26 protein-coding genes and 1 pseudogene are annotated in these 20,435 nt (G+C 34.8%); 11 read left to right on the forward strand and 16 right to left on the reverse strand.

What is annotated here, in order from left to right:
- Positions 1-49: 49 nt before the first annotated feature.
- The 8 genes from LMD38_RS22065 to LMD38_RS22100 form a co-directional block, all read right to left on the reverse strand.
- Positions 50-346: a rhodanese-like domain-containing protein gene (locus tag LMD38_RS22065; RefSeq protein WP_029141061.1), complete on the reverse strand. Its 297-nt coding sequence runs from the start codon at positions 344-346 to the stop codon at positions 50-52.
- Between the two features lie 14 nt (positions 347-360).
- Positions 361-720 (reverse strand): rhodanese-like domain-containing protein, encoded by a 360-nt coding sequence (locus LMD38_RS22070; protein ID WP_016716527.1) that lies wholly within the window; start codon positions 718-720, stop codon positions 361-363.
- A gap of 30 nt (positions 721-750) precedes the next feature.
- The gene (locus LMD38_RS22075; RefSeq protein WP_016716526.1) at positions 751-981 is read right to left on the reverse strand and encodes a sulfurtransferase TusA family protein; all 231 of its coding nucleotides are present in this window, start codon (positions 979-981) and stop codon (positions 751-753) included.
- Between the two features lie 27 nt (positions 982-1,008).
- Entirely contained in the window at positions 1,009-2,139 is a 1,131-nt protein-coding gene (locus LMD38_RS22080; protein ID WP_016716525.1) for an MBL fold metallo-hydrolase, read from the reverse strand.
- Between the two features lie 38 nt (positions 2,140-2,177).
- Entirely contained in the window at positions 2,178-2,738 is a 561-nt protein-coding gene (locus tag LMD38_RS22085) for a sulfurtransferase TusA family protein (RefSeq protein WP_016716524.1), read from the reverse strand.
- A gap of 87 nt (positions 2,739-2,825) precedes the next feature.
- A complete protein-coding gene (locus LMD38_RS22090; RefSeq protein ID WP_000456204.1) occupies positions 2,826-3,089 on the reverse strand; it encodes a metal-sensitive transcriptional regulator in 264 nt (87 codons plus the stop codon).
- Positions 3,090-3,280: 191 nt separating this feature from the next.
- On the reverse strand, positions 3,281-3,865 hold the full coding sequence (locus LMD38_RS22095; RefSeq protein ID WP_029141060.1) for a DUF3238 domain-containing protein: 585 nt from the start codon (positions 3,863-3,865) through the stop codon (positions 3,281-3,283).
- Positions 3,866-3,986: 121 nt separating this feature from the next.
- A complete protein-coding gene (locus tag LMD38_RS22100) occupies positions 3,987-4,571 on the reverse strand; it encodes a DUF3238 domain-containing protein (protein WP_016716522.1) in 585 nt (194 codons plus the stop codon).
- 145 nt (positions 4,572-4,716) lie between these two features.
- Here LMD38_RS22100 and LMD38_RS22105 point away from each other — a divergent pair, with 145 nt between their 5' ends.
- Positions 4,717-5,187, forward strand: a complete 471-nt coding sequence (locus LMD38_RS22105) for a MarR family winged helix-turn-helix transcriptional regulator (protein ID WP_000372889.1) — start codon at positions 4,717-4,719, stop codon at positions 5,185-5,187.
- Between the two features lie 62 nt (positions 5,188-5,249).
- On the opposite strand, the gene LMD38_RS22110 is transcribed toward LMD38_RS22105, so the two are convergent.
- The 3 genes from LMD38_RS22110 to LMD38_RS22120 form a co-directional block, all read right to left on the reverse strand.
- Positions 5,250-5,636, reverse strand: coding sequence for a DUF2606 family protein (locus LMD38_RS22110; protein ID WP_000478580.1), 387 nt, complete (start codon positions 5,634-5,636; stop codon positions 5,250-5,252).
- Positions 5,602-6,573, reverse strand: a complete 972-nt coding sequence (locus LMD38_RS22115; protein ID WP_062821545.1) for a trypsin-like serine peptidase — start codon at positions 6,571-6,573, stop codon at positions 5,602-5,604. The genes LMD38_RS22110 and LMD38_RS22115 overlap by 35 nt, the downstream gene beginning before the upstream one ends.
- Before the next feature lie 174 nt (positions 6,574-6,747).
- Positions 6,748-8,019 (reverse strand): neutral/alkaline non-lysosomal ceramidase N-terminal domain-containing protein, encoded by a 1,272-nt coding sequence (locus LMD38_RS22120; protein WP_029141059.1) that lies wholly within the window; start codon positions 8,017-8,019, stop codon positions 6,748-6,750.
- Positions 8,020-8,381: 362 nt separating this feature from the next.
- Here LMD38_RS22120 and LMD38_RS22125 point away from each other — a divergent pair, with 362 nt between their 5' ends.
- The gene (locus tag LMD38_RS22125) at positions 8,382-9,095 is read left to right on the forward strand and encodes a DUF4652 domain-containing protein (protein WP_016716520.1); all 714 of its coding nucleotides are present in this window, start codon (positions 8,382-8,384) and stop codon (positions 9,093-9,095) included.
- Between the two features lie 136 nt (positions 9,096-9,231).
- On the opposite strand, the gene spoVR is transcribed toward LMD38_RS22125, so the two are convergent.
- Together spoVR and LMD38_RS22135 are read right to left on the reverse strand one after the other, a co-directional pair.
- On the reverse strand, positions 9,232-10,650 hold the full coding sequence (spoVR, locus tag LMD38_RS22130; RefSeq protein ID WP_016716519.1) for a stage V sporulation protein SpoVR: 1,419 nt from the start codon (positions 10,648-10,650) through the stop codon (positions 9,232-9,234).
- Positions 10,651-10,764: 114 nt separating this feature from the next.
- Positions 10,765-11,325, reverse strand: coding sequence for a nitroreductase family protein (locus LMD38_RS22135; protein ID WP_000214805.1), 561 nt, complete (start codon positions 11,323-11,325; stop codon positions 10,765-10,767).
- A 232-nt stretch (positions 11,326-11,557) separates the two neighbouring features.
- Here LMD38_RS22135 and LMD38_RS22140 point away from each other — a divergent pair, with 232 nt between their 5' ends.
- The 9 genes and pseudogenes from LMD38_RS22140 to LMD38_RS22180 all read left to right on the forward strand — a co-directional run bounded on the left by LMD38_RS22140 (position 11,558) and on the right by LMD38_RS22180 (position 18,230).
- On the forward strand, positions 11,558-12,154 hold the full coding sequence (locus LMD38_RS22140) for a hypothetical protein (RefSeq protein WP_062821527.1): 597 nt from the start codon (positions 11,558-11,560) through the stop codon (positions 12,152-12,154).
- A gap of 125 nt (positions 12,155-12,279) precedes the next feature.
- Positions 12,280-13,799 (forward strand): annotated as a pseudogene (locus tag LMD38_RS22145) (spore germination protein).
- Entirely contained in the window at positions 13,796-14,878 is a 1,083-nt protein-coding gene (locus LMD38_RS22150; RefSeq protein ID WP_016716517.1) for a Ger(x)C family spore germination protein, read from the forward strand. Before LMD38_RS22145 ends, LMD38_RS22150 begins: the two are co-directional and overlap by 4 nt.
- Positions 14,879-14,894: 16 nt before the next feature.
- Positions 14,895-16,004 (forward strand): GerAB/ArcD/ProY family transporter, encoded by a 1,110-nt coding sequence (locus tag LMD38_RS22155; protein ID WP_062821525.1) that lies wholly within the window; start codon positions 14,895-14,897, stop codon positions 16,002-16,004.
- 45 nt (positions 16,005-16,049) lie between these two features.
- Complete coding sequence (locus tag LMD38_RS22160; protein WP_062821524.1) at positions 16,050-16,559, forward strand: PCYCGC domain-containing protein; 510 nt, start codon at positions 16,050-16,052, stop codon at positions 16,557-16,559.
- Between the two features lie 117 nt (positions 16,560-16,676).
- A complete protein-coding gene (locus tag LMD38_RS22165; RefSeq protein WP_001195458.1) occupies positions 16,677-16,925 on the forward strand; it encodes a YhdB family protein in 249 nt (82 codons plus the stop codon).
- Between the two features lie 165 nt (positions 16,926-17,090).
- Entirely contained in the window at positions 17,091-17,510 is a 420-nt protein-coding gene (locus tag LMD38_RS22170) for a disulfide formation protein C (protein ID WP_000532255.1), read from the forward strand.
- Positions 17,511-17,522: 12 nt separating this feature from the next.
- Entirely contained in the window at positions 17,523-17,942 is a 420-nt protein-coding gene (locus tag LMD38_RS22175) for a thioredoxin family protein (protein WP_000738460.1), read from the forward strand.
- Between the two features lie 72 nt (positions 17,943-18,014).
- Positions 18,015-18,230, forward strand: a complete 216-nt coding sequence (locus LMD38_RS22180) for a DUF1540 domain-containing protein (protein WP_001115486.1) — start codon at positions 18,015-18,017, stop codon at positions 18,228-18,230.
- A gap of 33 nt (positions 18,231-18,263) precedes the next feature.
- Here the strand turns inward: LMD38_RS22180 and LMD38_RS22185 are convergent, their stop codons facing one another.
- The 3 genes from LMD38_RS22185 to LMD38_RS22195 all read right to left on the reverse strand — a co-directional run bounded on the left by LMD38_RS22185 (position 18,264) and on the right by LMD38_RS22195 (position 20,315).
- Positions 18,264-18,515: a hypothetical protein gene (locus LMD38_RS22185; RefSeq protein ID WP_016716515.1), complete on the reverse strand. Its 252-nt coding sequence runs from the start codon at positions 18,513-18,515 to the stop codon at positions 18,264-18,266.
- A gap of 104 nt (positions 18,516-18,619) precedes the next feature.
- Positions 18,620-19,381, reverse strand: coding sequence for a L,D-transpeptidase (locus LMD38_RS22190; RefSeq protein ID WP_000732021.1), 762 nt, complete (start codon positions 19,379-19,381; stop codon positions 18,620-18,622).
- 67 nt (positions 19,382-19,448) lie between these two features.
- The gene (locus tag LMD38_RS22195) at positions 19,449-20,315 is read right to left on the reverse strand and encodes an SDR family oxidoreductase (RefSeq protein ID WP_016716514.1); all 867 of its coding nucleotides are present in this window, start codon (positions 20,313-20,315) and stop codon (positions 19,449-19,451) included.
- Between the last annotated feature and the right edge of the window lie 120 nt (positions 20,316-20,435).

The raw sequence follows: 20,435 nt of genomic DNA on the forward strand, positions 1-20,435 counted from the left end.
TCCAATTACCTATAGGGGTATTTTTATTGTTATAAAAAATCGTTTCACCCTATTCTACTTTCCCTTCCCACGCTAACATACCACCTACCATATTGATTGCTTGAAAACCGTAGCTCTCTAAAAATTGAACTGCTCGTGCACTTCTTCCGCCAGAACGACAAACGATGATATACTCTTTCTTTTTATCCAACTCATGCATACGAAACTCCAATAGTCCTAGTGGAATATTACACGCTTCTGGAATTTTCCCTTCAGCTACTTCTTCTACTTCACGTACATCTACGATATTTACTGTTTCTTTACGCAACAATTTTTCTTCTAATTCTTTTGCTGTCATTTCTTTCATTTTACATTTCCTCCTCACAAACCATTCATCCCGCCTGAAACATTGATAACGTGCTGAAACCCTAATTTCTTTAATACTTTTGCTGCTTGCTTACTTCTCATCCCGCTCTGACAAATAACGATTACTTCCTTATTTTTATCTAACTGACTTGCTCTACTAGCTAACTCATTTAAAGGGATATTTTGAAATCCTTTCATATGATTTCCTCTATATTCACTTACTGTACGAACATCGATAAGTTGTTTCCCCTTTTTTCCCGCTATATTCTTTAATTGTTTTCCACTTATATTTTGAACACCTTTAACTGGTAAAAAACGCGACATAACAACTACTACAGCAAATACAATGAAAAGCGTACTTAGTATTGTATTCATATAACCAACCTCTCTATATTTATAAAACTACTACGCCTTCTTAATCCAAAACTTCAGCACATCATCTTCTTCTACATGCTTTACAATGTCATGACCACTTTTATTTGCCCATGCTGGAATATCCTTAATAGACCCTTTATCCGTTACATGTACTTCTAACACTTCTCCCGTTTGTAAAGTATCCATCGCTTTCTTCGTTCTTACAATCGGCATTGGACACGCTAAACCTGTCGCATCTAATACTTGTTTTACATTCATCATCTATTCCTCCATTTTTTATTTATTTCATTATTCGTGCACTGCACAACGATTTGGACCAATCTCCATTTCACGCTCTTTATCCACACTTGGGTGAATTTTACCCATATTGGTTTGACGGATTTCTTCATATGCATTTGGCTGAGGTGGTAAGTTTTCTGTTACAGTTTTACGGAACTCTACCTCATCCTCAATATTTAACCCTGCATTATTCGCAAACAAATCTTTTAATTTTGCGCTAACAATACCACTTTTGGTCATTTCACTTACTTTTGAATAATGAGCTGGTAACACAACTAAATTTTGAGATAGCTCTTTATATCGGCTATACAAAGTATTACGTAAATCACTTACCCAATCTTCAGCCTTCCCAGCAAGATCTGGACGCCCGATTGAATCCACAAATAAAATATCGCCTGATAATAAATAGGAATCATCTACAATAAATGATGTACTTCCAATCGTATGCCCCGGTGAGTATAATGCGTCAATTCTAATTTTAGTACCCCCCACCGTAATAACAGTTCCTTCAACAAGCGGTTCGTATGAGAAAACAACTTCCTCCGCATCTTTTGGCGGTAACCAATACGTACCACCGACTTTTTCCGCTAGCTTATGTCCTCCAGAAATATGGTCTGCATGTAAATGCGTATCCATTACATTCGTAATCGTAACACCATGCTCTTTCGCAAATTCTTCATACGCTTCAACTGTTCTTACTGCATCAATAACTGCTGCTTCACCGTTTGAAACGACCATATAAGATAAACAACCTTTTCCAAGGCGGTTAAACTGATACATACTTCCGCCATTTTTTAAATCTCCAACTTTTATAGGCTTTACATATTCACTCCAAGCCTTCATACCACCAGCTAAATAATAAATATTTTCTAACCCATCCTCTGTTAACTGCTCTGCCACAAATATAGAAGATCCTTCTTTTGCACATACTACTAAAACATCTTTATCTTTAGGCAATTCACTTGCAATATGATCTACACCCTCTAATAAATCAAAGTACGGCACATTCATTGAAGTAACTTCTTTTCCTTCAATTTTCCAATCTTCATAATCCGCCTCATTACGAACATCTAAAATAAACAACTCTCCGAATAAAACTTTCTCTGCAACATCTTTCGCTTGTAACGGTTTAACATTCATTCAATTACCCCCATAGGTATATTTTTATTTAAAAAATTTTAATTCTTTATATTCCCTTGCCACTCTAACATGCCTGGAATGACATTCTTCACATTTACATAACCTTTCTCTTTCAACATGTGGCAAGCTACATCACTACGGTTACCAGTTCGGCAAACAACATAAATTTGCTTCGTCTGATCTAAAGCTGCACTGTCTAAATCTCCTAACGGCACGGAAACAGCCGATGGTATATGACCAAAAGCGAATTCCGCTGCTTCTCGAACATCTAATACAATACACTCTTCATCACTTAATAATATCTCTTCCAACTCCGTATTCGTAATTGTAAGAGGATACTTCGCTACTTCATTCAATTCATGTTCATGTGCTTTTCTAACGTAATGCCTCAAAACATCGCCCTCTTGTTTCGTCCCGATATATTGATGCCCTACTTTATTCGCCCAGCTTTGTATGTCTACTGTAGACCCTTTATCTGTTGCCTCAATCTCAATCACTTGTCCTGACGTCAATCCTTCCATCGCCTTCTTTGTTTTCACAATCGGCATCGGACAAGCCAAACCTTTACAATCTAAACTCATATCCACTTTTATACTCATAGTCGATTCCTCCACAATTTATATACATATACCTGTAGGGGTATGTTAAATGTTTTTGAAAATCTGTCAACTCTTACGTTTGACAGATTATCGGCTTTTTACAAGTAATTGAACAGCTTCTTTAATTAACTCTTCATTTGAACCATTACCTTTTTCAAACTGCTCACGTAAACATTGCTCTAGATTTGTTCCAACAACAAGTCCAATTGTACGATCAAGTGCAGAACGAGATGCCGTTAACTGTGTAATAACCTCTCGGCAATCTTTTCCTTCTTCCATCATACGAAGCACACCACGAACTTGGCCTTCAATACGTTTTAATCTATTTTTCATATCTTGATTGTATTCCACTATAGACCACCTCCGTAATTATAACTATATTATACATTACTTTGTAACTTTGTATAATATCATATACCCTTAAGGGTATATTGTAAAGCGTTTTATTTTTTGAAACCTTCTAAGGTATAGTAAAAATGCAAAAGCTACTGATTGTATTAGCTTTTGCATTTCTCAACTACACTGCATTATTATCTTACTTCTTATAAACTCTTGTTAAAAATATAATCCATTTCTCCACCTAACGCTGCCGCTGTATCACCCGTTTTTCTAAAATCATGTGTATATATTTCTTCAAATGTACCGAAATCTACTTGCTTATAAAATTCAAAACAAGGGAATCCATCATGCTCTCCTTGAACATCGATAGTACCATCCTTTTTCACACAGACATGTAATACATAATCTACAGGAGGTGCATATACATTTAATGGATTACTTGCACTCGCACTCATTTTAAATTGTACGCCACCGGAATTCCATACGATATCAGTACACACAATATTTTCCGTACTCGCTTTTCCAGTTCTTTTATTCACCGAACCATCTGGATTCGTAACCTTCTCTGTCGTAATACCCGTATTCGCATATGAAAACACTTCTTCTTTATAAAAATCCACTACTACCTCTTGCTCCACTCTAGAGCGCATCGTATTTACCGCATGTGGTGTAAATTCACGTGAATCACCTTCAAATTGGATTACTTGTCCTGTTTCCATATCCTTCTTAGCTTCAGTCCAAGACATTGGAATAAATACACTGGCTCTAATTTTTACGATATTAGTCATAAGAAACACCTCTATAATTCTAATTTTATATACTGCATTATTTAATAAAAAATCCACCATTTCAGCTACATAATTAAAGCCTTTCTCTTTTATGTTGGCTACTTCCTTCATAAAAATGGTGCTATATTTTCGTTTTAAAGTTATATTCCATTTCTCCAGCTAGTGCTGCTGGAGTATCATTTGTTTCTCTGAAATCATGTGTATATATTGATTCAAACGAACCAAAATCTACTTGTTTATAAAATTCATAGCAAGGGAAACCATCATGTACACCTTCAACATGCAAAGTACCACTTTTATTAACTCGTATAGCCAACAAATAATCAGCTGCGGGTGCCGCCGCATTTAACGGATTACTTGCACTTGCTCTCATTTCAAATGAAACTTCATCTTCACTCCATACAATATTAGTACATGCGATGTTTTCTGTACTTGTTTCTCCCTTTTGATACTCAATTGAGCCATCTGGATTTGTAATTTTTACAGTAACGATGCAAGCATCTGCATATGTGAAAATTTCTCTTTTATAAAAATCAACAATCACTTCTTGTTCCAATCTTGAACGCTTTGTATTTACAGCGTACGGTGTAAATCCACGTGCATCTCCAGCGTATTCAAACACTCTTCCTGTTGCAGCATCCTTAATAGGCTTCAGCAATGCATACGGTGCAAATACACTCCCTCTAATTTTTACGATATTAACCATGTGAAACCTCCATTGATTCTATATTATATAAATCATTATTTGTTCTACAACATAATATAGTCAATTTGATTGACTATATTATGCATAGTACAATAAGTATCATATATAGTCAACTTAATTGACTACAAATACGGAGGTTATATACATGGATCAAACATTTAACGAGTTAGATCTTACATCGCTTTTATCATTATCATTTAGCACATTAATTACTGAACTACATGACAAATTAAATGAATTGGGATTTGAAGATATTAGGCCAGCACATGGTTTTATGTTCAAACGCATTCTACCTAATGGAGCAACGGGTATAGAACTAGCTGAATATTTAGGGGTTTCAAAACAAGCTGTAAGTAAAATGGTGGATTCTCTTGAGAAGAGTGGCTACGTTACACGCAAAACACATCCTACTGATAAAAGAGGGAAAATCATTGTTTTAACCGAACGTGGTTTGTCAGTATTGAAAGCAAAAGAAAAAATAGTAGCTGAAATAGAGCAACAATGGATTGAAAACATAGGTGCTGAACGAATGCAAATGCTCAAAGAAGATTTAACAACATTCGTTACGAAAGAAAATACAGGAAAATTATCATCAAATATACGACCTGTCTGGTAAACAAAAACTCCATATAAAAACGAATCCATTTTGATTATTCTTTTTCAAAATGGATTCGTTTTCTACAATAATATATTTATTACTCTCGTTTCATCTCTATCATTAACCCTAACTATTTGCGTCTCACTATTTGGTAAAAATACGATATAATTTCCCTTCCTCACATTCTTCCAAATAACTTTCCCTTCTTCATCCGTTTTCCCTATTGAAATCCCAATTTCTTTACTCGGCTCAGGTGATTCATCTTTCATAAGTATAATTTCAAAATCTTTTATTGGCTGTTTTTCTTTATTTTTCACGTGAAAAGTTACAGAATTAACAATCTTACTAAACTTCTTTTCATTATTTGCTATAGAACTAGACATTATGATAATGACCAATATACAACATAAAATCCATATAAACTTATTATATTTATTCAGACCATTTTTTAAGATTATTAAAAACATCATCTGTCACCCGATTTCCAGAATTCCAAGAATTCCTTCCTACTGTATGGGTAGCTATTATTGTTACACCCGTACGAGAATAGTCATGATATACAGGTGCTCCACTTTGACATCCATAAGTGTCCATCTTATATGTTAAAATTCTAGGACTAGTTCCTTCAATTGGTCCATAATCTGTCCACATAGTATATTTTTCATTTCCTACTTTATCACACGGATACCCTGGAACTACTGCAAGTAACCCCTTTGGAGACTCTACATTAGTAGTTCTATATCCTAACCAACCTGTATAATCTCCAGGAGATCCATTTAATTTAATGGCTCCATAATCAAATTCCGAATCTCCATCATCAGTCCATCCACTTACTGAATAAAGCTTTGTCCAACTATAAGGCAAATACGGTGCTTGGTTTCCATTTCTACCAGGAGTCACAATAACATTTTTTGCCCATCCACCAAGCTTTTTATTGTAAACACAGTGCCCAGCTGTAAATACTGTATCTTTACTAATTAGCGCTCCTGTACACCCATAAACCTCTTGTCCATTAAATTGAATTACTAAGTGTACTATAGCCCTATAAGGATACAAAGTTGTATCAGTAACTCTAATTCGATCATGTCTTCCTATTATAGAATGTGTAAGGATATTAGATGAATAATTAAAATTACTGTCTCTTAATAAGTATCCCCAATCTTCCCCACCATGTTTACGCCCTTCAAATGAAGGTGAAACAAGATCTTCTCCCCTTCGATCATTACTATACAAAGATTGTTCTTGAAAAAGTACACGTTCTCCCTCATTGGAAACTGATGTCCACGGTACATCTTCTGCATACACCTTTTGATTCACTAAAAATACTGTACAAAAAAAGATAAAAAGAACACCAAAACTATAAAGAGCCAACCTACATCTTATAGAAATAAAGCTATCCAACATAACTTACCTCCTATACAAATGATAGCGAACAATTGAAGATCCCTTTATAAATTCTAGTTTTTCTTTTTTTAGAAGTCAATGTAATTAATAATGATAATCATTATTAATTACATTGACTTAACAAAATCACACAATTAGTCATATTCTTTACTCTGCGTTCAAAAATCTGTCTCATTAAAGGTTTACTTTATTACATAAACCCGTAACCTTCTTCACAATCAGCTCCGCAGTATTTTCCTCCAGTGGCATCAATAAATTCGTAACCGGTCCATACACTACAGGGCTTAATTCCACTTCATATCCACCATATGCGAATTCTTCTTTCGTTGGTAAGTAACCAATATATCCGTTCGTATATCCACCAAAGAAAGCTAGTTCATTTTGAAGACTCTCTTTCATTTCTAACGCAGTCTCTGAAAAAGGTTCCATCGGTATACCAGAGAATATACCATCATTAATTTGAAACAGTTGCACTTCTAAATCAATACGTAACTGCCGAATACCTTGCTTATATTTTTCTAAAACGATAGTAAGCCATTCATCCGTATTCACGCCCCACTGTTTCTCTGCTAATTGAGCCATGCTTCGTATCTCATTTATTCCAGGAATATCTTTCAACTTCATTTGCATCGTACTCGAAACTGTTCTTAAATTTACAATTGGGCTGTATGTAACTGTTGGCAACATCGTTAATACATGTCCACTAAGCGTGTAAACCATTTGTTTTAACGCTTCCTTTGAACCTCTATACTTCGCATTCACATTACCAGCAGCTCCTTGCACAATCATAACAGGACAGTTTACGATTTTCTCAAGAATCTCTCTCGTCATTCCAGGATAATCTGCTGATAATACATCACTATCACCTTTTAAAACATTCGGATGCGCAGTACAAAATACTACAATACCAGATAGCTCCTTCGTTTCAGCATTTCTTATTGCTAACATGCCAATACGTTTATCTACAACACCATCTATATTTGTTCCCATCTTTGCTCTTCCATCAGATGTTCTCTCTCTTCTGTTTACCCCAATATCACCTGTCGTAACACCCCAGCCAACTTCACATAGCTTCAAGTTGTTATTCGCAGTAACCGCACCGTGCACTACATTATTTACTAAAATCGTTTTATACGACTGTACGAGCGGATTATCACCGACCGTCTCTGGACCGGAATGCGTATGAGTATAAACAACCGTTATTCGCTCAAACGGCACATGAAGTTCACTCGCTACTTGCTCACGAATCATATTCGTATCTTCTACTAACATCCCAATATTATCAATACTTATAAACACAGTTTTCATTTCACCTTTTTCAAATACAAAAACCGTCCCATAAATACGTTCTTCAATATTATTTATTCCTGTCTCTCTATGATATCCGACAAAATCAATACCTATAGGCGGCGTAATATCCACCTTGCATACCCCTATTCTGCTCATTTGAATCGCTCCATTTCTCTATGTAACTCCCTTTTTCAAGAATAGCATATTTGAAAATTTGTTCCAGATGAAAAAGACCGGATATCTATGTCGGGCCTTCCCCAAGGTCTATCATATTAATAGGAAGGCACCGTTAATCAGCTATATATTCACTTCTACCAAATCTATAACAAACCTATACCCCAGGAGGTTAAATATACACTATAAAAACTTATAGTATATCTTACGATTGCACTACATGCATTGCTTTACAATGTAGCTTTTCGTTTCACTTAACATCAAAATATTACAATTTTAGATAGAGAAAGCATTTTCATTGTGATATTATGAATCCATATTATTGAAATTAACGGGAGGATACTATGAAAAATCGCTATTTAAATACTTTATTATTGGGGATTATTGCTGTACTCATCGCAATATTTGTTTTAGGCTATTTTAATATCATTTCTTTACCCCAAAAGAAATCTGTTGTTACAAAACAAATTGATTCAACAAAAGAAACGAATCAACAAAATTCCAACAAGGAAAAGCAAGAGTCCAAAAAGAACAATGAGTTGGCTATAGACGAAACAGAGGTTTCTTTACTAACTAAGAATACAAAAGGAGAAACTATACCACTAGGAAAATCAGATTTAGGCACAGCACTTGACTACGAAATTTCGCCTAGCGGAGATAAAATAATTTTGAATAGCCGTGTATTAGCTGATGAGCCAGGTAAGTTATCCTTGTATGATTTTAAGGCAGACAAACAGACAGTAGTGAAAATAGATTCCAAATTAAATAACTCACAGACTTGTAAGAGCGTTACATGGATTGATAATAATCACTTATTGCTTGTAATAGGTGGAGCTGCAGGAAGTGCTAACCACGGTGGGGATTTATACACTTATAACGTACAAACAAAGGAATTCAAACTCTTTAAAGAACGTCCTAAAAACATTAGTTATACAAAAGTAGTTGGGGATATGGATTCTTTCTATTTTATCGGTATTCAGTACACAGATGACAATTATAATGAATATACTGGTTATGTTGAAACCGTTTCTACAAACGAAATCAAAAATTCTTTATAGTAAATGTGTGCAACAACTTGAATGTGAGTAAGGATTTTTAAGTTTATAGATTTACTAGTATTCTAGTTGTTGGTATAAAAAACACATAATGAAAAACAGATCAAAAAAGCCACTATATACATAGTGGCTTTCCTTATCACACATACTTCCGATGCACCATCTTCCCATCATAAGAAAACACAACACCCTTACTCTCTACGATCGACTCCATATGCACCGTTCTTCCCCATAGCTGATGAAGATATGGCAATACCTTTTCTAAGTATTTTAAATCGAGCTCAATTCCTTCGTAATTATGTTTAATGTACAATTCTCCATTCTTTAAGTAGTCCCCGTCTTCTACTACTAAGTACGGGAAACCACCATTTGTCCGCATATTTACGAGCTGATCACGTACATGCTCCCACTCTTTATCTATTACTTTATATTCTTTTCCTTGACGCTGGAATAAGTACATATCTTCTCTCATTACGAGATCTTTATTTAAGTAGTTTCTTAAAAACGATACGTCCCATTCGATTTCGCGTACTTCAAAGATTTTGTCACGACCAGATCCTGGTTTGACACCTCGTCTTTTCATTTCTTCTGTCGGGTTGTTGTAGCGCTCCTCAATATCTTCAAACATTTTAATACCGAGGTAGTATGGATTAATGCTTGTTTTGGATGGCTGAACGACGCCCGCATTTAATTTCGCAAATTCAATTGCTTCATCAGATGTTAAGTCCATTTCGCGAAGTATGCGTTGATGCCAGTATGATGCCCAGCCTTCGTTCATGATCTTCGTTTCAAGCTGTGGCCAGAAATATAACATTTCTTCACGCATCATCGTTAATATATCTCGCTGCCAATCTTCTAGCTCACGGCTATATTCTTCAATAAAGAGGAGTAAGTCTTTCTCCGGTTGTGGTGGGATTTTCTTCTTTTTACGCACATTGGAGCGTTCCCGCTTTTTATTTCGATTATCTAAATTCCATAAGTCATCGTATTGCGATACCTTTTTCTTTTCTACTTCTTCCTCTTCTAAATCATCAATACTCCATGCAAGTTTTGGACGCATGAGCGACGGATCAATATGCTCTTGAATGGCAAGTACGGCATCTAAAAATGTTTCTACCTCTTCTTTTCCGTACTTATGCTCATACGCTTTCACCCGTTCAGCTGTCGCTGACATACTTTCTACCATATCTCGCTTCGTATTTGAAAAACGAATATTATTTTTAAAGAAATCACAGTGCGCTAACACGTGCGCTACGATTAATTTATTTTGAATTAACGAGTTCGTATCTAATAAAAAGGCATAACATGGATCAGAGTTAATAACGAGTTCGTATATTTTACTAAGACCTAAATCGTATTGTAATTTCATTCTGAAAAACTGTTTCCCAAAACTCCAATGTGAAAACCGCGTCGGCATCCCATATGCACCAAATGTATAAATAATTTCCGCTGGACATATTTCATAACGCATCGGATAAAAATCAAGCCCAAATCCAGTCGCAATTTCCGTAATTTCCGCAATCGCATATTGCAGTGCTTTATCGTCACTTGCTCTCATTATTTTCCCTCCTTACACTTTCCCTTAAGAAAGTGTATGATTGAGAACAAGCTTTCATGAGGATTGATTACATAATAAAAAGACACCCTCGCAAAAACGAGAATGTCTCATCTATTAACCTTCAATAATCTCCATCTTCTCCGTAATCGGTGTACGAGCTTTTCCTTCTGGCGCTTTATCGAAATAGCCAAGGTGAAGAATTCCAACGATGCGTTGACCTCTTGTTAAACCAAGTCCTTCTATAAATAATGGATTGTAGTTTAATCCACCTGATTTCCAAACACAACCTAATCCACGTTCCCAAGCAAGAAGTTGGAAGTTTTGCATAAATGCACATGTTGCAGCGTAATCTTCGTCACGTTGAATTTGACGTGGGTCTTCATTTATATATACAACAATTTGTGCTGGCGTGCTTAAGAAACGATCAGATAAAATTTTACCTCGTTTCGCTCTTTCTTCTTCTGTGAAAGAGTTTAATACTGCATCTACTAATTTCTGACGGCCGTCTCCAATGTATAATTTACAATTCCATGGTTCACGATGTTTATGATTCGGTGCCCACGTTGCGTCGTTTAATAGTTCAATTAACAACTCTTTGTCTACTGCTTTATCTGTAAATGTACGAACAGAACGTCTTTCTTTAATCACATTTGCGATGGAAGTATATGTAGTCATATTTTTCTCTCCCTTATTTTTATCTATATGTATACGTTTATTATTGATATTGATTTTCAATTTCGATTATACCTTAGTTTTTTACTATTAATCAATGTTTTATGTTGGAAAACTCCCAAAAACTTCATTTCATACTGTGAATAAAAAAACTTGATTTGTTCACAAGTATTTCACATTTTATGGAAATGATATGTGTACAGTTTTCCACATCATCTATCTAGGAGGAGTTTATATGTACAAAAAAATCGCAGTAAGTATGACTATGGCAGCATTATTATTCGGTACAACCGTCTTCCCCACTTTCGCTGCTACGCCAAAAGAAGTAACATTGCATCATCATAAACCAATTTCAGAAGAAGAAATGCAATCGCTCGAAAAACTCGGTTATAACAAACATGAAATTTGGAAAGCTGCCCACATTGCAAGAATGAGTAAAAAAAAAATTAAGGACGTTTTAGCTTACTATAAGCAAAATAAATCTTGGGAGAAAACAGCTGAGCATTTCGGGGTAGATCCAAGTAAGTTGAAAAAGCATCATATGAATAAAGAAACGAAAAAGGCACTGCTGCAAGAATTAGCAAATATGCAAAAATCTACACCAGACGGGCTACAACAAAAAATGAAAGAATATAATATCGGATTACGTCAGCTCACGATATTAACAATCATCTCTCAAAAAAGTAATACTCCCCTTGATGATGTGCTAAAAATGAAAAAAGACGGAATGGATATGAAACAAATTGCCGAAAAATTAAACGTAAAAAAAGAAGATATACGAGCAGAAATGATTAAATTAGTAAAGTCTATTAAGGAAAAGAAAACAAATTAATACGCCAAAAAGGAAGAGTTTTTCAATACTCTTCCTTTTCTTTATGAACTTTCAATTTTCAAGTATAAATTCCCGCCTTTCCCAAAAACTAACACAAGTAAATGATATATGTTAGGGGTGAGAAAATGTTCGGTTTATCATCTAAGAAATCCAACAAGACTAATCCAAAAACACTTTGTTCTATTCCAGAATTTATACAAAGCATGAAAGAATCTAGCGATTTTGTCTCTTATAACGTACTTGAAAATGAAACATTATGCTTGTTTTATTATAAATCTGTCGTGGAAGCACTTATTATTAAACAATTTATTTTAACTCCTCTAAAAAAGGAATCGGATCGAATCCAAAACATCTCTGATTTATGTAATATCGTCTCTATTGAAGATATTATTACCTACCCTTCTATTGAAGATATTCGTGAGAAATTATTAGGTGGATATATATTAATACGTTTAAAAAACAATTCGAATTCCGATCAATATGCTTTAATTCGTGCCGAAAGTACTGTTTTAGGAATACGATTAAATAACGATACAGAAAATGAATATAGCGTAATTGGACCTAAAATCGGTTTCGTTGAAAACCTTGATACAAATATACACTTGTTACGCCGAAATATCGTCACGGAGCAACTCATATTTAAAGAAGTTACCGCGTCGGATCTATGTCAAAAACGAAAGTAGCTGTTGCTTATATAGAAGGCGTTACAAATGAACAATTTATCAACACCGCAATACAACGGCTAGAAGACATTGACTTTGATGTCCCATTTGACGCAACTATGATTGAACAATTTATTAGTGATAATAGCAATTCACCTTTTCCTGTTCTATTACCTACAGAACGATTAGATCGAGCTGTATTTGCCTTAATTAACGGGGAAGTTTTAATTTTAACAGATGGCTCTCCATATGCTTTATCAGGACCAACAACGTTACTAGATTTTTTCATTTCACCAGAAGATTATTATTTACCTTGGATGATTGGATCGTTCTTTCGTATTATTCGTTTTTTCGGAGCTATATTTTCTCTTTTTTCCTCCGCCATTTATACAGCGGCTTTAACATATCATTATCAAATGATTCCAGCTGATTTACTAGGTCCTATTATTTTCTCGAGAGCTAACGTACCTTTCCCTCCTATTCTAGAAGCACTTTTTTTAGAAATTACAATTGAATTGCTTCGTGAAGCGGGAGCGCGTTTACCGACAAAAGTCGGACAAACGATTGGTATTGTTGGTGGGATTGTAATTGGACAGGCATCTGTTGAAGCAGCTTTAACGAGTACAATTTTATTAATTGCAGTTGCTTTATCCGCCCTTGCATCTTTCACAACACCGACTGTAAAAATGTCTTCTACTATCCGGTTGTTACGATTTCCGCTTATTCTTTTAGCTGGTGCATTTGGTGGATTGGGTCTTATTGTCGGGTTTGTATTTATTTTAGCTCATTTAATTAAATTAAAATCACTTGGATCCCCTTATTTATTACCTTTATATCCATTTCGGGGTTTAGGTACAGCGGAAGGTTTTCTTCGATTACCATTTAGTCAAACAGCACAAAGACCTTCTTTCCTTAGACCAAAATCAAAATGGCGCTATAATCCGAACAAAGTGAAGCAAAAACGTGATGGTGATAATGAATGAAAAAACTCTTATTGTACATTATTATTATCTTTTTCATTCTACAAACTGGCTGTACACAAACGTATATAGTAGATACGCAGCGTATTATTCATATTGCTGGATTTGATATCACAAAAAACAAAAGATTCCAAGGAACTATCTTATTCCCAGAATACACGCATGGTGTAAAGTCTAAGCCAGAGACGCAATCAACATCTGCTCGTTCACTTGAAACAATCGCGTCAAGATTAAATGCAAAATCTCCTCACAATGTTGTTGTAGGTCAAATGCGTGTCGTCCTATTTGGAAAGACTCTAGGAGAACGTGGAATGGGAGAAATTATTACTAACTTACAACGTGATCCAAATATAGGACGTGATGTACAACTAGCAATTGTAGATGGATCGGCCGAAGAGCTTTTAAATTACGGAAAAAACAATGGTTCATTATATATTGCTGATTTACTCGAGCAAAATATAAGAAATGAGAACATCCCACAAACCGAATTAAACATTTTTTTATATAATTATTACTCTTCTGTATGTGATGCCTATGTTCCTTATATTAAAATGGACGATAATCATTCTGTCGCTGTCAAAGGACTTGCCTTTTTAAAAGGCGATAAAGTCGTCATGTATACGGATAAAAGACATTCTGTTTTAGCAAAATTACTTATTAATCCTACAAAAAATGGCCGTTACGAAGCAGCAATAACAAAGGATAAACATAAAGGTATGGTCGTTATACAAAACTTAGCTGGGAAAAATAAATATGATATAGATCAAACTGGCGACATACCAAAAGTAAAAATCCATTTAAAATTAAATGGTTTAATTAAAAACTCTCCTAATTGGATTGATTTGAGAAAAGAAACAAATATCAACTATATAAAGAAACAAATTGAACGCAATGTTGAAAAAGACTGTGAAGATTTAATAAAACAATTTCAAGAAAAGGGAATCGACCCTTTAGGAATACGAGATGAAATTAGAAGCCATACGAGAAAATGGAGTATAAAACAAATTCGAAATATGTATAAAAATGTAGCGGTGGATATAAATTTAGATCTTAATATTGTACAATCTGGAATCGGGGAATAGTGAGGTGAAATAAGCAATGAATACAATGAATAAATCAAAAACAGTCTCTCCATACTTTGCCTTTATATTATTACATTCACTTCAAATTGGAATAGGAGTTCTTGGGTATCAACGTGTAATTTTAAAAAACGCTGGTTATGATGCCTGGATTTCTCTTATTATTGCAGGGATTGCAACCCATATTGTACTGTTTTGTATGCTAAAAATGTTAGAAAAAGATGGAGATTTAATCAGCATTCATACAACAAGTTTCGGAAAATGGTTTGGCTCTATATTTTCTGTCATTTTCACTCTTTATTGCTTATTGTTTTGCCTTACTGTTCTTCGTACATATATGGAAGTGATACAAGTTTGGATTTTCCCTACCATTAAGTTATGGAAACTGACGCTTATGTTTTTATTAGTCACTTACTACATTATAAAAGGCGGTTTCCGTTCTGTGACAGGGATATGCTTTTGGGGTATTGTACTTCCTATTTTCGTTGTATTCTTTTTGATCTATCCAATGAAATATGCTCATTTCCGTAACATTTTACCTATTTTTACACATTCACCTGTTGATATGCTTATATCTGCAAAACAATCTGCATTAGAGTTTCTCGGCTTTGAAACAATTCTTATCTTCTATCCATTTATTGAAAAAGGAAAATCCTTAAAGAGATGGGCTCATGCGGGAATTTTTTTTAGCACTCTAATTTATGTAGTTTTAGCTATTGTATCTTTTATGTATTATAGTGAAGGACAATTAAATCATACTATTTGGCCTACTTTAACGATGTTAAAAATAATTAAAGTTCCTTTCATTCAACGGTTTGAATACATTATTATTTTTGTTTGGTTTTTAATTATTTTGCCGAATCTTTGTTTAACTATTTGGTCATCATGCCAAACGATGAAGCGTTCCTTTCATATTTCATTTAAATTTACATTACCGTTTTTCATTTTCATCATTTTTACAGCTTCTCTATTCTTTAAAAACCGTGAAAGTATAAACACATTAAACACAGTACTATCTCAAGCTGGTTTATATATTGTATACGCTTATATCCCTATTTTATTTCTATTTCATTCAGTGCGATGGCGCTTCAAAAATCATTCAAAAAAATCTTCAACCGATACACCGTAATCTCTGATACAATTTGATTAATACATTTGTAAAGGGGACAAGCGTATGAAGAAATATGTATTTTCTTTACTTGCAGTACTGAGTTTAATCCTTGCTGGATGCGGAAGTAGTGGTACAAATGAAAAAAAATCATCTGAATCAAAAGAAGAGCACGACCACGCATCGCACACTCAGCAAGCTGACATTCAAGAGAAAACAAAAGGAATCGACACACTTCCTACCTTCCTAGACAAGCTTGATCCACAAATGAAAGACATCTACACTGTCGCTGGACAAAATGCAGAGCTATTAGATTGGATTCCATGTTACTGCGGTTGCGGTGAAAGTGTAGGACATAAAAATAATAAAAACTGCTTTATTCGTGAAATTAAAAAGAATGGTGAAGTTGTTTGGGATTCCCATGCAACGACTTGCGTCAATTGCCTAGAAATCGCAGTTGAATCTGCTTCGATGAAACAAAAAGGAAAATCAACACTTGAAATTCGTAACTATATCGATAATAAATACAAAGAAGGCTATGGCAAACCAACACCTACGCCAATGCCAAAAGCTTAAAAAACGAGGAAACACCTCGTTTTTTTTCATTCACTTTTTTTCTTAACAAATTCTTTCAAGTGTATTTCTCCTTACTTATCACACACTATATATAACTCTCGGTAAGGAGGGTACACAGTGCAAACATATAACGATTATGATAAAGCTCTCTATTACACGTATTGCTGTAATTGGGATAAATTACTCGTTCTCATGGTTCAAACGAACGATCAATTATTTTCTAAGCGTATTGAGCATTTTTTACACGCTTATCAATACAGTAAAGAACTGCCAGAAGTTGATAAACAATTGCAGCTCCTATTTCAATATATTGACCACGCATCCCAAAAGTCACATATAGAAGAAGTAGAGCAAATTCAAATGTAAACTATAGCGCTATTCTCTTCTGGAGAATAGCGCTTTTTTAAAATGTTCATATCAATAAAAGTTTCCCCTTATAAAACTTTTATTGATAAACATATTTTTTCTTTCTTTTCTGTACCACTTCATACTATAATTTAGTATGTAACTATTATAAGAGAGGTATAAAATATGGGACGAGAAAAAAAGCAAGAATATGCTTTATTTACCGCGTGGGGAGCTTCTTTTATCGCTACACTAGGAAGTCTATACTTTTCCGAAATCATGAAATTTGAACCTTGTGTCCTTTGTTGGTATCAACGTATTTTCATGTATCCATTCGTTTTATGGCTCGGTATCGCTGTAGTAAAAAAAGACTATCGCATCGCAAATTATTCTTTACCAATCGCAAGTATTGGTGCTTGTATTTCTTTATATCACTATGCAATTCAAAAAGTCGCAGCATTTTCGGCTGCAGGGGCAGCTTGCGGCCGTGTACCATGTACGGGAGAATACATAAACTGGTTCGGCTTTGTGACAATCCCGTTTTTAGCACTTATCGGCTTTATTACAATCGCTGTTTGTAGCTTTATTGTCATCAAAAACAAATAAGGAGATGAAAGAATGAAAAAAATGCTTATATTTGGCGGTATTATTATCGTCTTATTTGCGGCAATCTTTGCTGTAACTCAAATGGAGAAGAAAAACGCATCGACAGATGAAAAAGGTTACTACTCAAATAAAATTTCTCTTGAAGATCTCAATAAAAATATAGAAGATAAAAAAGAACAAACGATTTACTTCTATCAAACCTCTTGCGTTCATTGCCAAAAGGTCTCTCCTATTGTTGTACCTTTAGCGAAAGATTTAAATGTTGATATGAAAGTAATTGATATTGAAAATTTAAACGAGCCTTGGGATAAATACAATATCCAAGGAACACCGACAATTATTCATTTTAAAGATGGTAAAGAAGTAAGCCGTATTAGCGGAGAACAGTCAAAAGAAAAGTTTAAAGAATGGTTTGAACAAACGAAAAAATAACGAGAAAAGGAAACTCCTTCTACACATGAAATGGACGTAAAATTCCAAACTAATGTATAAGGAGGGGGTTTTATGCCAGAAGTAAGATGCTCTGTTTCCAATTGCTCATTTTGGGGACAAGGTAACTTTTGTCAAGCAAGTGCGATTATCGTTCAGCCAGATGCGGATGAAACGGGTCAAACTGAAAATGAATCGTATACAAGTGCAGTTTTAACGAACGAAACGCTAGAAAGTTCTGTAGCAACAAGTGTAGAGACTTGTTGTCATACATTTAAGCCAAAATATTAAACATAAAAAGCATACGACTAATCGTATGCTTTTTTACATTCCTCTCCAAAAATCATGCATCATAAAAAAATACAAAATAACAAGAACGGCCGTCCCGCATAACGTAATGCGCCGATATATACTCTTCTCTCCTTCCCTCGCTTTCACAAAGGCTAAAATAAATCCGAAGAACAATATTAAATCAACATATGGAACATAAAAAGAAAAAACGAGAAACGCATACAAATACACGATAAATAAACAGGTCGTTACTAAGAAAACTTTAAACGCAAATTCACTTTTCATAATGTAACCGCCCCCTATCTGTACTGTATTATATTCAGCAAAATACAATAGTTGCAGTTAAACTCGAAGTAGAAATAAGCTACCGTCTATCATACGGTAGCCTATTACGGAACATTATATTTCCGTTTATATATATTACTTAAAGCTGAAGAAGGAATTTGCTCATAACGAATTTTTTCTCCTGTTTCATCCACTATATACAAATTGTTTCCTATATAATATATTCCATCTTTTCGTTTTGAGTACACTGCATACCTTTCGTTTGGCAATACCATTTTCACTTTCGTTAGCTGTCCATTCGGTTCTTGCCAATATATATCCACGCGATCTACTAACGTAAGCATACCAATTTGCTCTTCTTCTACTTTACGACCATTCCAGCTCACAACACGATAACCAAGCTTATTCGCTTCATATTCCGGGCTCGTATGAAACCGAGAAATGATTACTTTCGTCTGTAATTGAACTCGGTCATATAACCACTGTATATCCCTGTCATGCATACGAATACAGCCATTTGATTCCCTACTTCCAATTGTCCATTCCCGATTTGTCCCATGAATCGCATATTCATTTTTATCTAGTCCAAGCCATCTCGTACCAAGAGGATTATTCGGTGCACCACCAGCTATTTTCTTTCGATGATATTCTTTATTTTTAAATTTAGTTATAATACAAAAATTACCTTCAGGTGTAGGAGTACGATCTCTTCCAGTTGTTACGGGGAATGTTTTTGTATAATTTCCATTTTCAAAAAAAGATAATTGGTTTGTCGTAAGGTTCACTAATATTAGATGATCTGTATTAGCAAAGGCACTAACCGGTAGGATGAAAAATAATAGTATGACAAAACATAATTTTTTCATCTATATCCCTCCCCTAGCGCCACTATAATAAGTGGAATTAACTTTACTTTGCTCTTATAAATGAAAACTATCCATTTACAATAACGCCCCCATTTACATGTATCATTTGCCCAGTAACATAGGATGAATCATCAGACGCTAAATATACGTATGCTGGTGCTAATTCATATGGCTGGCCCGGTCTTTGCATCGGAACATTGCTTCCAAACTGTGATACTTTTTTCTCATCAAAGCTCGATGGAATAAGTGGTGTCCAAATCGGTCCTGGCGCAACACCATTTACACGAATCCCTTTTTGCACTAATGACTGAGAAAGTGATCTTGTGAAAGCAACGATTGCCCCTTTCGTTGCGGAATAATCAATTAACGTTTCATTTCCTTCGTATGCAACGATAGACGCTGTATTTATAATGACATCCCCTTGCTTTAAATGAGAAAGTGCAGCTTTCGCAACGTGAAAATAAGAAAAAATATTAATACGAAAAGTCTTTTCTAGCTGTTCTGCTGTAATATACTCTAGTCCTTGCTGCGGATATTGCTGCGCGACATTATTTACCAAGACCTGCAAACTACCTAACTGCTGGACGGTCTCTTGAACAACATCTTTACAATGCCGTTCATCACTTAAATCACCTGGTAACAACACACACTTTACACCTTCTTGTTCCACACGTTGCTTCGTCTCATTTGCATCTCCATCTTCATCTAAATACGCAATCGCAATATTTGCTCCCTCTTTCGCAAAAGCGATAGAAACAGCTCGTCCAATTCCACTATCTCCCCCTGTAATTAATACATTCTTTCCTTTTAACTTTTCGCTACCTTTATAATTTGGATCTTCAAACTGTGGTAGAGGATTCATTAATGATTCAATACCAGGTTGTTTATTTTGATGTTGCGCTGGCATTGTTATAAAGTTTTTTTGCTGTGGCATAGCTTCTTTCAACTCCTTTTTCTTATAATGTGCATAATAAAAACTGAAATTCACACATCAAGTTACGATTAATATTCGAATTTAAGACACAAAATATGAATTGTTGTAAACTTTTTATGC

This window comes from Bacillus pacificus (genome assembly GCF_020861345.1).
GTDB lineage: Bacteria > Bacillota > Bacilli > Bacillales > Bacillaceae_G > Bacillus_A > Bacillus_A pacificus.